Genomic DNA, 13,904 nt, shown 5'->3' with positions numbered 1-13,904 from the left:
GCCGGAGGCTGAGCCGATGACCGCGCTGATCGAGCTGGCCGGCATCACCAAGACCTACGGCGAAGGCAGCGCCGCGTTCCGCGCGCTGCGCGGCGTCGACCTGTCGATCCCGGCCGGCGAGTTCACGGCGGTGATGGGCCCCAGCGGCTCGGGCAAGTCGACGGTGATGAACCTGATCGGCTGCCTGGACACGCCCACCGGCGGCAGCTACCGCTTCCGCGGCGTCGAGGTCACGGGCCTCAGCCGCGACCAGCGTGCGCTGCTGCGCCGCCGCCACATCGGCTTCGTCTTCCAGGGCTTCCATCTGCTGGCGCGCACCAGCGCGCAGGAGAACGTCGAGCTGCCGCTGCTGTACCGCGGCGAAGGCGCCAAGCAGCGCCACGCCGCGGCGCGGCGTGCGCTCGCACAGGTCGGCCTCGCGGGCTGGGAGCACCACACGCCGGCCGAGCTCTCGGGCGGCCAGCAGCAGCGGGTGGCGATCGCACGCGCCATCGTCACCGAGCCGACGCTGCTGCTCGCCGACGAGCCGACCGGCAACCTCGACAGCGAACGCGGCCGCGAGGTGATGTCGCTGCTGGTCGCGCTGAACCGCGATCACGGCATCACCGTCGTGATGGTCACGCACGAGCCCGACATGGCCGCCTACGCGCAGCGCATCGTGCGTTTCCGCGACGGCCTGATCGCCGGCGACGAACGCGTCGCGGAGGCCGAACGATGCTGCTGAACACGCTGCTGCTGGCGCTGCGCGCGATCCGGCGCAACCTGATGCGCTCGGTGCTGACGACGCTGGGCATCGTCATCGGCGTGGCCGCCGTCGTGACCATGGTCACGGTGGGCAACGGCGCGACCAAGGCCGTGCAGACGCAGATCCAGAGCCTGGGCAGCAACCTGCTGATGGTGCGCCCGGGCCAGCGCCTGGGGCCGGGCGGCTTCTCCGGCGGGCCGTCGTTCAAGCTCGCCGACGCGACCGCGATCGCCACCCAGATCGGCGGCGTCGCCGCAGTCGCGCCCGAGGTGCGCTCCAGCGTCACCGTCGTTGCCGACAACCGCAACTGGGCCACCACCGTCACCGGCAGCAACAACGACTACTTCCCGGCCGGCAACTGGAAGATCGCCGCCGGCCGCATGTTCGAGCAGGCGGAGCTGGACGCCGGCGCGGCGGTCTGCATCATCGGCCAGACGGTGCGGCGCGAGCTGTTCGGCGCCAACGCCGACCCGCTGGGGCGCAGCATCCGCGTCAAGCAGTTCAGCTGCAGCGTCATCGGCCTGCTGGCGTCCAAGGGCCAGGGCGCGATGGGCATGGACCAGGACGACATCATCATCGTGCCGGCCTACACCGCTCAGCGCCGGCTGACCGGCAGCACACGCGTGCAGACCCTGCTGGTGTCGCGCCGCGACGGCAGCGACGCCGAACGCGTGAAGGCCGGCATCACCGAGCTGCTGCGCGAGCGCCGCAAGCTGGGCCCCAACGACGACGACAACTTCAACGTGCTCGACACCCAGCAGGTGGCCGACACGCTGTCGGGCACGACCAAGCTGCTGACCTCGCTGCTCGGCGCGGTGGCCGCGGTCAGCCTGCTCGTCGGCGGCATCGGCATCATGAACATCATGCTGGTCAGCGTCACCGAGCGCACGCGCGAGATCGGCCTGCGGCTGGCGATCGGCGCGATGGAGCGCGAGGTGCTGGCGCAGTTCCTGATCGAAGCCGTGGTGCTGGCGGCGCTGGGCGGGCTGGTCGGTCTGGTGCTGGCGACCGGGGCGTCGATCGGCATCTCGGCGCTGCTGTCGGTGCCTTACGAGTTCCAGCTCGGCATCAACCTGCTGGCTTTCGGCTTCTCGGCGGCGATCGGCGTCGTCTTCGGCTTCGTGCCGGCGCGGCGTGCCGCACGGCTGGACCCTATCGAGGCCCTGCGCCACGAGTGAGCAGCGGGCGCAGCGCGATCAGCCCCAGCGCCGGGCCGATCGCCAGCGCCGGCAGCACCGCGTCCAGCGGCCAGCGCGCCGCCGCGGCGACGAAGAGCTGGATGCTGGCGATCGAGATCGCGAAGCCGACGCTGTTGGCCAGCGTCAGCACGCTGCCGACCAGCGCCGGCGGCGCGTTCGTCGCCGTCAGCGCCGAGAACTGCGGCGAGTCGCCGGCCACCGTGATGCCCCAGAGCACGAGCCAGGCGCCAAACAGCGGCGCCGGCGCGTGCAGCAGCCAGGGTGCAATCAGGCAGCACAGGCCGCTGGTCGCGAGCTGGCTGCCGGCGACACGCGCGCTGCCCCAGCGCGACGCCGCCCAGCCGCCGCCGGCGCAGCCGATCGCCCCGGCACCGAGCACGACGAAAGCCGCCCAGGACAGCGAGGCGCCGGCCAGCCGCGTCGCCAGCACCGCCGGCACCAGCACCCACATCGTGTAGAGCTCCCACATGTGGCCGAAGTAGCCGAGGATCGACGCACGCACGCGCCGGTCGGTCGCCGCGGCCCACAGCGCACGCAGCGGCAGGCCAGAACCAGAGGCGCGTGGATGCGGCGGTTCGGGCACGAGCAGGAAGACCAGCAGGCCGGCGGCCGCCGACGCCAGCGCGACCCCGTCGAAGACCACGCTCCAAGGCCAGCCGGCGGACAGCGCACGCAGCGCATGCGGGCTGGCGCTGCCGAGGATCAGCGCGCCGATCAGGAGCCCCAGCGCCGGTCCCAGCCCGCGCGGGAACCACAGCGCCGCGAGCTTCATGCCCACCGGGTAGATGCCCGCCAGGCAGAAGCCGCCCAGCGTGCGCCAGACGAGCAGCGTGTCGAAGTCGGCCGCATGCCGCCGCGCCATCGCCGCGCAGCCGGCGCCGGCCAGCGCGCAGACCAGGAACACCAGCCGCGCCGGGAAACGGTCGGCGACCGCCAGCAGCGCGAACAACAGCGCCCCGGCGATGAAGCCCAGTTGCACCGCTGACGTGAGCGTGCCGACGGCCGTCGACGGCCAGCCGTAGGCCGATTGCAGCTCGGGCATCACGGCGTTGGCGGCGAACCAGGTCGAGGTGCCGGCCAGCTGCGCCAGCACGATGACCGGCAGCACGCGGCGCGGCGCGTGCACGGCGGCGCGGGCGGGCTCGTGCGTCATCGTCGCAGGGAGGCTAGTGCCTGCCGCGCGGCGGCCACAGCGCGGGCGAACCCGGGGTTGACGGCTTGCGCCGGCTCAAGCGGCCGGCAGGTGACCGGCTTGTGTCGCCTGTGGCGATCCCTTAACCTGAACTCGGCCTATCCGTTGACAAAACTCAGGCCGCCAAGCGGCCGAACGCGAAGGAGAAGAGCATGCCCAGCACCCTGTCTGGCGCAAGCGTAGGCATCGAGTCGATCCGCACGCTGGCTTTCGTCGGCCCCTCGGCCGCAGGCAAGACCACCCTGGCCGAGGCCCTGCTGCAACGCAGCGGCGCGATCGGCGCCGCCGGCAGCATCGAGCGCGGCAGCACCGTCAGCGACCACGACCCGCTCGAGAAGCGCATGCAGCACTCGCTGAACGCCAGCGTGATGCACCTGACGCACGCCGACACGCGCATCCACTTCATCGACACCCCCGGGGGCCCGGACTTCCTCGGCCAGAGCCTGCCGGCGCTGGAGGCGGTGGAGACCGCCGCGATCGTCATCAATGCCAGCACCGGCATCGAGCCGATGGCCCAGCGCATGATGGACTACGCCGCGTCGCGCCATCTCGACCGGATCGTCGTCGTCAACAAGATCGACGCCGCCGGCGTCGACCTGCCGGGCCTGCTGGCGCAGATCCAGGCCACCTTCGGCAAGGAGTGCCTGCCGCTGAACCTGCCCGACGCGGGCGGCACGAAGGTCGTCGACTGCTTCTACAACCGCGAAGGCCACAGCGATTTCGGCTCGGTCGACGCCGCGCACCGCGCGCTGGTCGAGCAGGTCGTCGAGGTCGACGGCGACTTCGTCGACCGCTACCTGAACGACGGCGACGTCGACGCCTCCGAACTGCACAAGCCGCTGGAGCAGGCGCTGCGCGAAGGCCACCTGATCCCGGTGTGCTTCGTCTCGGCGCGCACCGGCGCCGGTGTCGCCGAGCTGCTGGACGTCATCGTCAAGCTGCTGCCCAACCCGACCGAAAGCAACCCGCCGGAGTTCCTGAACGGCGAAGGTGCGGCCGCGGTGCCGATGCAGGCCGAGCCCGACCCGGCCAAACACGTGCTGGCGCACGTCTTCAAGGTCACGGTCGACCCGTACGTCGGCAAGATGGGCATCTTCCGCGTCCACCAGGGCACGGTGCAGCAGAACCAGATGCTCTACGTCGGCGACGGCCGCAAGCCGTTCAAGGTGACGCACCTGTACCTGCTGCAGGGCAAGGAGCACGTCGAGGTGGCGCGCGCGCTGCCCGGCGACATCGTCGCCGTGCCCAAGGTCGACGAGCTGCACTTCGACGCCGTGCTGCACGACGCCGCCGAGGACGACCACATCCATCTCAAGCCGCTGGACTTCCCGGTGCCGGTGCACGGCCTGGCGATCGGCCCCAAGCGCCACGGCGACGAGCAGCGCATGTGGGAGATCCTCGGCAAGCTGATCGACGAGGACCCTTGCCTGAAGGTCGAACACATCGCCACGACCAACGAGACCGTGATCTACGGCCTGGGCGAGCTGCACCTGCGCACGCTGCTGGAGCGCCTGCGCGAGGTCTACAAGTTCGAGGTCACGACGCGGCCGCCGCGCATCGCCTACCGCGAGACGATCACCGCCAACGCCGAAGGCCACCACCGCCACAAGAAGCAGACCGGCGGCGCCGGCCAGTTCGGCGAGGTGTTCCTGAAGGTCGAGCCGCTGCCGCGCGGCGCCGGCTTCGAGTTCCTCGACCAGGTCAAGGGCGGCGTGATCCCGAACCAGTTCATCCCCGCCGTCGAGAAGGGCGTGCGCGAGGTGCTGGCCGGCGGCGCGATCGCCGGCTATCCGGTGGTCGACGTGCGGGTCATCGTCTACGACGGCAAGAGCCACAGCGTCGACAGCAAGGAGATCGCCTTCGCCACGGCCGGCCGCAAGGCCTTCATGGCGGCGATCCGCGAGGCCCGGCCGATCGTGCTGGAGCCGATCGTCACGATCGAGATCGTCGCGCCCGACTCGGCGATGGGCGACATCACCGGCGACCTGTCGGCCAAACGCGGCCTGGTGACCGGCACCGCCAATGCCGCCGCGGGCACGGTGGTGATCCGCGGCCAGGTGCCGATGTCCGAGCTCTCGGGCTACCAGTCGCGCCTGAACGCGATGACCGCCGGCCAGGGCCGCTACACGATCGAGCTGTCGCACTACGACCCGGTGCCGCCGACGGTGCAGCAGCAGTTGCAGAGCCAGCACCAGGTCAAGGAAGACGACTAAGCCTCCACGGGCGGGCCGCCGGGAGGCGCCCCGTCCGCTTCACCCCGCCGGCTGCGGGGTTTGCACGGCAGTTCCTAGAATCCGCCCCGTCGAAAGGGGAGTAGCCGGCGCCCACCGGGCGCCGCGGATCCCCGTCAATACGGAGCACCGGCTCACCGCCGCCCTGCTCCCGGGCCCGCACGGGATCTCCCGCGCAAGACCTTTCGGCACGAATCGTCCGTTCGTTGCCATTCCTGGAGGTCTCGTGGAGAGCATTGCGCCGCTGTGGTTGTGGGTCGTCTTCTTCGTCTCGGTCGTCGTCGCGCTGGTCGTCGACTTCGTCGTCATGCGCCATCAGGGCGCGCATGCGGTCGGTGTGCGTGAGGCGCTGCGCTGGTCGGTCGTCTGGGTGGCACTGAGCCTGGCGTTCAACGCGTTGTTCTGGTGGGCGCTGCAGGGCACCCACGGCCCCGAGGTCGCGAACACGCGCGCGCTCGAGTTCCTGACCGGCTACCTGATCGAGAAGAGCCTGGCGGTCGACAACATCTTCGTCTTCCTGATGATCTTCTCGTACTTCGCGATCCCGCCGGAGTTCCAGAAGCGCGTGCTGATGATCGGCATCGTCGGCGCCATCGTGCTGCGCACGGTGATGATCCTGCTCGGCGCCTGGCTGATCGCCGAGTTCCACTGGCTGCTTTACGTCTTCGGCGCGTTCCTGATCGTCACCGGCATCAAGATGTGGCGCCACGCCGGCGAGGCCCCGGACATGGAAGCCAACCCGGCGCTGAAGCTGCTGCGCCGCGTGATGCCGGTGAGCCCGAAGCTCGACGGCGAGAACTTCTTCACCGTCGAGAACGGCAAGCGCATCGCGACGCCGCTGCTGCTGGTCGTCGCGCTGGTCGGCATCACCGACGTGATCTTCGCGGTCGACTCGATCCCGGCGATCTTCGCGATCACGACCGACCCGTTCATCGTGCTCACGTCGAACATCTTCGCGATCCTGGGCCTGCGCGCGATGTACTTCCTGCTCGCCGCGGCGGCCGAGAAGTTCCACCTGCTCGGCTACGGCCTGGCGGTGATCCTGACCTTCATCGGCACGAAGATGGTGCTGATCGACGTCTTCAAGATCCCGGTGCTGGTCTCGCTGGGTGTCGTCGCGGCGATCCTCGCGGTGACGATGATCTGGAGCCTGAAGACGGCTCCCAGGATCAACCGCGACCGTCCCGCGGCGTGATGCCGCGCTGAACTCGGCCCCGCACGGCGCGGGGCCGGTCGGTCCCAAGCGGACCGCTGCCGGATACGAATCATTCGCATTCATGTTAGAGTCATCGCATGAACACGATGACCCTGGCACCGCAGCTGCCGCCGAGCCGCAGGCGGCCGGCGTTCAGCCTTGTCGTCATCGCAGCCCACCTCGGGCTGTTCTGGCTGGCCCTGGAGTTCGGCGTGCTCGAGCGCGCCGTGGCCAGCGCCGCACCGCTGGTGGTGCAGATCGTGGCCCCGGTGGCGCCTCGTGAACCACAACCCGAGCCGCTGATACCGCGGCCGGCGAACACGCCGCCCCCGCTGGCGACCGTGCCGGTGCCCGAGGTGGCGATCCAGCGCGAAGCGCCGGCCGAGACGATCCGGGTCGCCGCCGCACCCGCCGAGCCGGTGGCACCGCCGCCCGCAGCGGCGCCGGCCCCGGTCACGCCGAGCATCCGCCAGGTGCCGGCCAGCGCGCTGCGGTACCTGGCCGAGCCACCCGTGGCGGTGCCGCTGGCCTCGAGGCGTCTGCGTGAATCGGGCACCGTCGTGCTGAGGGTCGTCGTCGATGTGCACGGCCATCCACGCAGCGTGACGCTGCGGCGCTCCTCCGGGTTCCCGCGCCTGGACGAGCAGGCCCTGGGCGCGATGCGCCAGGCACGCTTCGTCCCGTGCACCGACAACGGCCGGCCCGTCGAGTGCGAATCCGACGCGCCCATCGTCTACGAGCTGCAAGGCTGAACGGCACGGGCGCCTGCTGAACCGGGCTTTATCATCCCGGGTGATGCAAACGGCCGCTCCCGATCTCGCGCAGGTGCGCCTGGACAACGCGCTCCGACTGTTCGAGGAGTTCGTGCGCCAGACCGCGCGCCACGCCGACGCCGCCACGCTGCGTGGGCTCGAACGCCGTTTCGCCGAGCGCGTGCAGATCCAGCCGAGCTACTGGAGCCAGATCAAGAGCCGCTCGCGGCAGATCGGCGAACGCCTGGCGCGCCAGTTCGAGCAGCTGTGCCAGAAGCCGCGCGGCTGGATGGACGTGCCGCACGAGAGCGGCGCCGAACGCGGCGCCGACGCCGCGATGCCCGCCGCCGGCGTGCTGCCGCCGCCGGCCGACAACCTGCCGCGCGACGACGACGAGCGATTCATCGTCGGCCTGGTGCTGACCTATTACCGACGGCATCCGCAGCGTGCACGCACGCGACTGCTCGACCTGCTCGGCGAGGTGCTGACGCCGCCGGCCCCCCCCGCACCCGAGGCGCCTGAACGCCCGCTGGCCCCCGGCGTCGTGCGGCCGCCGGCGCGCAGCACGCAACCCACCCCGGCGGACGATCCCGGCGAACTCTGGCGCCGCGCGCAGGCCGGTGTCGCGCCGCTGAAGCCCCGCAAGTAGCCCCGGCCGACAGGCCAGGAAGCGCCCGGCGCACACCAGCGCGGACCGCGCTGCTCGCGCCCGCCGCCGCCATGCGCACGGCGGCGGCATGGCGCCGGCGTTCCGGTCGACGCTCGTCGCCCCGAAGTCCCGATCGTCGGAGAACCCGCCCTGGGGCAAACGCTCCCCCCACGTTGAAGCACGACCGGCGCTTGCCCGTTTGATAACGTTGTCTTTATCATTGGCGCAAGTCCACTGCATCACGTTCCCCGTGCTGCGGTGCCCCGCGAGTCCTGGGCGTCGAAGCCCGCCCTTCGCGCTCGCCAAACCCAGCCTTTTGCCGAGCCCGTCCAGGGCCCTGCCCGCCACCTCGGCCGCTCGATGCCGAGGCCTGCGTCCCGTTGACGAGGAGATCCGAGATGAAGTCCCTGCCGACCTTGAAGCCGCGCCATCCGTTCGCCCTGGCCGCCTGCCGGCGCCGCGCCGGCGCACACCGCGCCGAAGCCGGCGCCCGGCGCCAGCGCGAGCGCCACGCACTGCGCCGCGAACTGCAGGCCGCGGCCTGCAGCCACAGCCCCTGAACAGAACGGGTCGCACGCCTCTGGCACGGCGGCCCGATGGAGACGACGATGAGAACCACCGCCCCGCTGCTGCTGCCCGCCGGCCCCGGGCCCATCCGACGCGCCAGCGCACGCACGCTCGAGGCCGCCAGCCGCGGGCTCGCCCTGCTGGCACGCTGGCTGCAGACCGAGGCCGCCCGCCCGGACGGCGACGCCGTGCTCGAGTTCCATGCCGAGGCCGACGCGCTCGAAGGTGCGCTCTACCTCGACGGCGAGCTCGTCGCCCGAATCCCGGGCGTCACGCGCCTGTGATCGTGCCGGCGGGGCTCAAGTGTCGGCACGACGCGACCGATAAGAACGCGTAGAGTGTCCTCATGACCACCCCGCCCGCTGCCCGCCCCCTGACGTACGCGACACCCGCGCACGACGTGGCGGGCTGGGCGCGGCGGTTCGACCCGATGGCCATGCCGATCCTCGCCGACACGGCCGCCACGCTGCAGAGCCTGCGCGAGAACGAGGACGAGGTCGACGCGCACCTGCTGACCGAGACGGTCGCGGCCGACCCGCTGCTGACGCTGAAGCTGCTGTCGCACGTGGCCAGCCTGCAGCGGCGAAGCCATTTCGACACCCGCGGCGACATCGAGACGGTGACCGCCGCGCTGGTGATGGTCGGCATCGCACCCTTCTTCCGCCTGTTCGCCGACTCCTCCGTCGTCGAGGACTGGCTGGGCGATCAGCCCGAGGCGCTCGAAGGCTTCAGGAAGGTGCTCATCCGGGCTCACCGCGCCGCCAACTTCGCCACCGCCTTCGCCGTGCACCGCATGGACCACGACGTCGCCGTGATCCGCGAGGCGGCGCTGCTGCACGACTTCACCGAACTGCTGCTGTGGCTGCACGCTCCGACGCTGGCGCTGGAGATCGCCCGCCTGCAGGCCGAGGACCCGGCCCTGCGCAGCGTGGTGGCCCAGGAGCGCGTGCTCAACATTCACCTGCCCGACCTGCAGCAGGCCTTGATGACGCAATGGCGGCTGCCGCCGCTGCTGGTGAAGATCACCAATGCGCGCCAGTCCGAGTCGGTGCAGGTGCGCAACGTGCTGCTGGCGATCCGCCTGGCGCGTCACACCTCGTCCGGCTGGGACAATCCGGCGATCCCGGACGATATCGTCGAGATCGCCTCGCTGCTGAACATGCGCATCGAGCCCACCTGGGCCCTGCTGCGCGACATCGACGAATAGCCGCTACAGCGGCAGCGCGGTCGTCGTCTTCAGACGCTGCAGCACGAAGCTGGTCTTGCAGTCCCGCACCGACGGGTGCTTGAGCAGCGTGTCCATCACGAAGCGCGAGTAGTGCGCCATGTCCTGAACGACGACTCGCAGCAGGTAGTCGATGTCGCCGCTGAGCGCCACACACTCCACGACTTCGGGCCAGACCTCGACCGCGGCCGCGAACTGGTCCAGCGGGCTGCGTGCCAGCGGGTCGCTGTGTTTCTCCAGCCGCACCGTCAGATAGGCGGTGAGTGCCAGCCCGACACGCTCCGGCGCCAGCAGCGCGACGTAGCCCGAGATCACGCCGCCGTCCTCGAGCCGCTTCACACGGCGCAGCGCCGCACTGGGTGACAGCGAGACACGCGCGGCGAGTTCGTCGTAGGTGATCCTGCCCTGCGACTGCAGCACCTGCAGGATGCGTCGGTCCACGGCGTCGAGCGGGTCGGAAGGATCCATCGGGGCATTCTTGCAGTTTTCGTGCGCCTTGACAGCCATCAAGACCCGAGAACGGCGACATCCTGCGTCGGCGGCCGTCTAGAGTGACGGTGCGGCATCCCGCCGCAGCCCTGGGGTCATCGCATGAGGCCAGTCGACGCCGCCCGAAACCCGGCCGGATGCGCTCCGGCGACCTACGGCGAGGGTGAGCGTCCGCCGCGGGGCGACTACACCCGCGCCGGCGCCGACTACTGCTGCGAGCAGGACTGGGCGTCCTACAGCGAAGCCGAGCATGCGCTTTATCAGCGTCTTCACGCCCGCCAGTGCGCGCTGCTCGACGGCCACGCCTGCGACGCCTTCGTGCGGGCGCTTGCTCACCTCGGCCCGGCGGAGCGCATTCCGCGGTTCGAGCGGGTTTCCGACCGGCTGGAAGCGGCCACCGGCTGGCGGCTCGTCGCCGTTCCCGGCCTGATTCCGGAGGAGGCGTTCTTCAGCCTGCTGGCGCGGCGTCGCTTTCCGGTGACCGACTGGCTGCGGCGTCCGGAGGAGTTCGACTACATCGTCGAGCCGGACCTGTTCCACGACCTCTTCGGCCACGTTCCGCTGCTGTTCGAGCCGGTCTTCGCCGACTTCATGCAGGCTTATGGCGCCGGCGCCATGAAGGCCTCGGGCCTCGGGGCCTGCGAACTGCTCGCCCGGCTGTACTGGTACACGGTGGAGTTCGGCCTCATCGCGTCGCCCGATGGCTGGCGCGCGTATGGCGCGGGCCTGCTCAGCTCGGGGAGCGAACTCGTTCACGCGGTGCGCGCGACCGGCCCGAGGCGGTTGGCGTTCGACGTGCATCGCATGATGCGCAGCCGCTACCGCATCGACTGCTTCCAGCCGACCTACTTCGTCATCGACAGCTTCGAGGACCTGTTCCGGGCCTGCGAGCCGGACTTCACGCCGCTTTACGAGCGCGTGAAGCAGTCGATCCGGGCAAGCGGCGAAATCGAGGCCGGACAGGCCGCCACCGGCGACCGGCCGGCGCTTCAGGCCTGATCGGCGAGCCAGCGCTGCAACTCGTTCCAGGGTTCGGCACGGTCGACCATGTCGACGTGGGCGACGCCCTCGAGGTGCCGGTTGTCGGCCCCTGGGTAAGTCGCCGTCGACGGCGGGAACACGATGTTGTCGCAATGGCTGTAGAAGCAGGTCAGCGCACCGGCGAGACCCGGCGGCTCGCGTTGCTGCAGGCTTTGCAGCCAGCCCGAGCCGATGCGCATCTGGCGGCCGTTGAGCGAGAACGCGAAACGCGCCAGCCAGGTGCCGCGGTGCGGTGTGCCCAGGGTGATCGCGCGGTGCACGCGCTGCAGATCGCCGCGCTCGGCCCACCATCGGCGCAGCGCCAGGCCGCCCATGCTGTGAGCGACGATGACAGGAGGTCGTCCCGTCGTTCGTTCGACGGCCTGGACGGCAAGCTCGATCGTCTCGACGTAGGCGTCGATCGAGCCGAAGACAGGCTCGAGGTCGATGGCGGCATAGGGCACGCCCGCGGCACGCAAACGCGCCAGCCAGCCATTCCAGACCCCCCGGTTGCACACGAAGCCGTGCACGAACACCACGCCGCGCCGGCCGGTGGCGTCGGCCGGCAGGTGATCGGGCCAGCGGCGGCTGCAAAACGGCTGCTGCCAGCAGAACACGCGCGGGGCGGAGCGAACCTCGCCCCACCACGCTCGCAGCAGTTGGCGATGGCTCGGCCTGGGCGCCGGATCGTCGCCGTGGGCCAGGCGCAGGCAGGCGAACTCCAGCGCCAGCACTGCGGCATACGCCAGAGAGATCAGCAGCGCGCCCCCGGCCGCCGCGAACGGGCGGCCCTCGGCCAGGGCATGCACCGCCCAGCCGAACGCCAGCAGAACGCCACCTATCGTCGTGGCTTGTTGGATTCTCGCGAGACGCATCTGGCGGCGGGTTCTATCGGCCGGCACCCGCGCCGCAACAGGTGTTGAGGTATCGAGGAAGGTCCATCTCCCGCCATGTTGCATCATCGGGGCGCTGCGGGTTTGCGCAGTGCAAACAAGATCCCCGTGTCACCCGACGGTCTTGCGATCCTGGAGAACCTGGAGAAGGTCGCCGCCGAGCGTCAGCGTCGAGAAGCCGATGCCGGCCTCGAGGCCAGCACGCTGGCGGTCAAGGCCTATCAGCACTCCCGGTTTGCACGAACCTACGCGGACCTTCTGAGCCAGCCGCGCTACGCCGAATCGGCGCGTTTTTTCCTCGACGAGCTGTACGGGCCCCAGGACTTCAGCGACCGCGACACGCAGTTCGCGCGCGTCGTGCCCGGTCTCGTGAGGCTCTTCCCCCAGGAGCTCGTCGGAACCGTGAAGGCCTTGTCCGAGTTGCATGCGTTGTCCGAGGAGATGGACTCGGCCATGGGTGCGGCCACCGGCTCCAACTCGCTGGACGCACGGCAGTACGCCAGCGCCTGGCAGACGGTCGGACGGCCGCAGGTCAGGGCGCGGCAGATCGAGCTGATGCTGCAGGTCGGCAGCGCGCTGGACCGCTACACCCGCAATCCGATCCTGCGTCACAGCCTGCGGCTGATGCGGGCACCAGCAAGGGCGGCGGGACTTCCGGCGCTGCAGCGTTTCCTAGAAGCCGGCTTCGACACGTTTCGAGCGATGAAGGGCGCCGACGCGTTTCTGCAGACCATCGCCGAACGTGAACGCGACCTTGCCGCGCTGCTCTTTGCCGTCGACCTCGCTTCGCCTCGTGCGGCGCGCGAGCTGTCGGCCCTGCCCTGAGCGCACGACTGCTCGTCCCTACCGAGGGCAGGATCGCGCCGGCCCGGGACAATGCCCGCGGATGGAGTCGGCATCGGTCATCGCCCCGGTCTTCGCGCAGCTTGGCCTCAGCCTCATCGAACGCGGCTGGCTGTCCTCGAACAATCTGCTTTTCGGTGCCACCCGGCACACCCCACCGACCTTGATCGACAGCGGGTATGTCAGCCACGCCGCGCAGACGCTGGAACTGCTCGAGCGAGTTCTAGCGAGCGCCCCCGTCGAACGCATCGTCAATACCCACCTGCATTCCGACCATGTCGGCGGCAACGCGCTGCTGCAGCGACGCTGGGGCAGCGAGGTCTGCATCCACGAGGCGAGTTTCGACGCCGCGGCTTGCTGGGACGAACGGCGCTTGAGTTATCTCGACACGGGGCAGTCATGCCCGCGATTTCGGCCTGATATCGGCCTTCGAGCCGGCGACTCGATCATGCTGGGAGCCTACCGCTGGACCCTGGTCCCGGCTGGCGGGCACGATCCCGACACGCTCATGCTGTTTCAACCCGACAGCGCGGTTCTGATCAGCGGTGACGCGCTGTGGGAGGAGCGCGTCGCGATCGTGTTTCCGTCACTCGACGGGGACGACACAGGTTATCTCGACGCCCTGGCGGCGCTCGAGTCGATCGAACGACTGGCCCCGCGCATCGTCATTCCCGGCCATGGCCGTGCATTCACCGACGTCGCCGGCGCGGTAGCACGCAGCCGGCAGAGGCTTGAAGCGTTCCGACGGCTTCCGGGGCGGCACGCTTCGTACGCGGAACGGGCTCTGTTGATGTTTCACATGCTTGAACATCGGCAGCGTCGTCTGGCCGATGTCATCGCATGGTTGAAACAGACACCGATCTTCGGACGAATCGTCCGCCGGAACGGTTTGCCGCCGTCTGAC

15 protein-coding genes are annotated in these 13,904 nt (G+C 70.2%); 12 read left to right on the top strand and 3 right to left on the bottom strand.

Annotation, left to right across the window (positions count from 1 at the left end):
- Positions 1–16: 16 nt before the first annotated feature.
- Both G5B56_RS16115 and G5B56_RS16110 read left to right on the top strand, forming a co-directional pair.
- On the top strand, positions 17–724 hold the full coding sequence (locus tag G5B56_RS16115; RefSeq protein WP_164963891.1) for an ABC transporter ATP-binding protein: 708 nt from the start codon (positions 17–19) through the stop codon (positions 722–724).
- Positions 715–1,923, top strand: coding sequence for an ABC transporter permease (locus G5B56_RS16110; RefSeq protein WP_164963890.1), 1,209 nt, complete (start codon positions 715–717; stop codon positions 1,921–1,923). The genes G5B56_RS16115 and G5B56_RS16110 overlap by 10 nt, the downstream gene beginning before the upstream one ends.
- Here the strand turns inward: G5B56_RS16110 and G5B56_RS16105 are convergent.
- The gene (locus G5B56_RS16105; RefSeq protein ID WP_164963889.1) at positions 1,898–3,097 is read right to left on the bottom strand and encodes an MFS transporter; all 1,200 of its coding nucleotides are present in this window, start codon (positions 3,095–3,097) and stop codon (positions 1,898–1,900) included. The two genes, G5B56_RS16110 and G5B56_RS16105, sit on opposite strands and share 26 nt — an antisense overlap.
- Positions 3,098–3,288: 191 nt before the next feature.
- On the opposite strand from G5B56_RS16105, the gene fusA reads away from it, so the two are divergent.
- The 7 genes from fusA (at position 3,289) to G5B56_RS16070 (ending at position 9,737) form a co-directional block, all read left to right on the top strand.
- Complete coding sequence (gene fusA / locus G5B56_RS16100) at positions 3,289–5,349, top strand: elongation factor G (RefSeq protein ID WP_164963888.1); 2,061 nt, start codon at positions 3,289–3,291, stop codon at positions 5,347–5,349.
- Positions 5,350–5,593: 244 nt separating this feature from the next.
- Positions 5,594–6,562: a TerC family protein gene (locus G5B56_RS16095; protein WP_164963887.1), complete on the top strand. Its 969-nt coding sequence runs from the start codon at positions 5,594–5,596 to the stop codon at positions 6,560–6,562.
- Between the two features lie 98 nt (positions 6,563–6,660).
- Positions 6,661–7,314 carry an energy transducer TonB gene (locus G5B56_RS16090; RefSeq protein WP_164963886.1) on the top strand — a complete coding sequence of 218 codons (654 nt, stop codon included), beginning with the start codon at positions 6,661–6,663 and terminating at the stop codon, positions 7,312–7,314.
- Between the two features lie 43 nt (positions 7,315–7,357).
- Complete coding sequence (locus G5B56_RS16085; RefSeq protein WP_206026586.1) at positions 7,358–7,963, top strand: hypothetical protein; 606 nt, start codon at positions 7,358–7,360, stop codon at positions 7,961–7,963.
- Positions 7,964–8,361: 398 nt separating this feature from the next.
- Complete coding sequence (locus G5B56_RS16080) at positions 8,362–8,523, top strand: hypothetical protein (protein WP_009855573.1); 162 nt, start codon at positions 8,362–8,364, stop codon at positions 8,521–8,523.
- A gap of 48 nt (positions 8,524–8,571) precedes the next feature.
- Positions 8,572–8,814, top strand: coding sequence for a hypothetical protein (locus G5B56_RS16075; RefSeq protein ID WP_009855572.1), 243 nt, complete (start codon positions 8,572–8,574; stop codon positions 8,812–8,814).
- Positions 8,815–8,876: 62 nt separating this feature from the next.
- The gene (locus G5B56_RS16070) at positions 8,877–9,737 is read left to right on the top strand and encodes an HDOD domain-containing protein (RefSeq protein ID WP_029718563.1); all 861 of its coding nucleotides are present in this window, start codon (positions 8,877–8,879) and stop codon (positions 9,735–9,737) included.
- A gap of 3 nt (positions 9,738–9,740) precedes the next feature.
- Here G5B56_RS16070 and G5B56_RS16065 read toward each other — a convergent pair whose 3' ends face one another.
- The gene (locus G5B56_RS16065; protein ID WP_009855569.1) at positions 9,741–10,223 is read right to left on the bottom strand and encodes an Lrp/AsnC family transcriptional regulator; all 483 of its coding nucleotides are present in this window, start codon (positions 10,221–10,223) and stop codon (positions 9,741–9,743) included.
- Between the two features lie 123 nt (positions 10,224–10,346).
- On the opposite strand from G5B56_RS16065, the gene phhA reads away from it, so the two are divergent.
- Positions 10,347–11,243, top strand: coding sequence for a phenylalanine 4-monooxygenase (gene phhA / locus G5B56_RS16060; RefSeq protein WP_164963885.1), 897 nt, complete (start codon positions 10,347–10,349; stop codon positions 11,241–11,243).
- On the opposite strand, the gene G5B56_RS16055 is transcribed toward phhA, so the two are convergent.
- Positions 11,234–12,139 carry an alpha/beta fold hydrolase gene (locus G5B56_RS16055; RefSeq protein WP_240920832.1) on the bottom strand — a complete coding sequence of 302 codons (906 nt, stop codon included), beginning with the start codon at positions 12,137–12,139 and terminating at the stop codon, positions 11,234–11,236. The two genes, phhA and G5B56_RS16055, sit on opposite strands and share 10 nt — an antisense overlap.
- Positions 12,140–12,265: 126 nt before the next feature.
- Between G5B56_RS16055 and G5B56_RS16050 the strand changes: the two genes are divergently transcribed.
- Both G5B56_RS16050 and G5B56_RS16045 read left to right on the top strand, forming a co-directional pair.
- Positions 12,266–12,982, top strand: coding sequence for an FFLEELY motif protein (locus G5B56_RS16050; protein ID WP_009855566.1), 717 nt, complete (start codon positions 12,266–12,268; stop codon positions 12,980–12,982).
- A gap of 61 nt (positions 12,983–13,043) precedes the next feature.
- The coding region (locus G5B56_RS16045) for an MBL fold metallo-hydrolase (protein WP_164963884.1) at positions 13,044–13,904 on the top strand (861 nt) is incomplete at its 3' end.

Source organism: Rubrivivax sp. JA1026, assembly GCF_011065555.1.
GTDB classification, from domain to species: domain Bacteria; phylum Pseudomonadota; class Gammaproteobacteria; order Burkholderiales; family Burkholderiaceae_C; genus Rubrivivax; species Rubrivivax benzoatilyticus.
The sequence above is the reverse complement of the archived record's forward strand: the minus strand, read 5'-3'. Positions and strand labels throughout refer to the sequence as shown.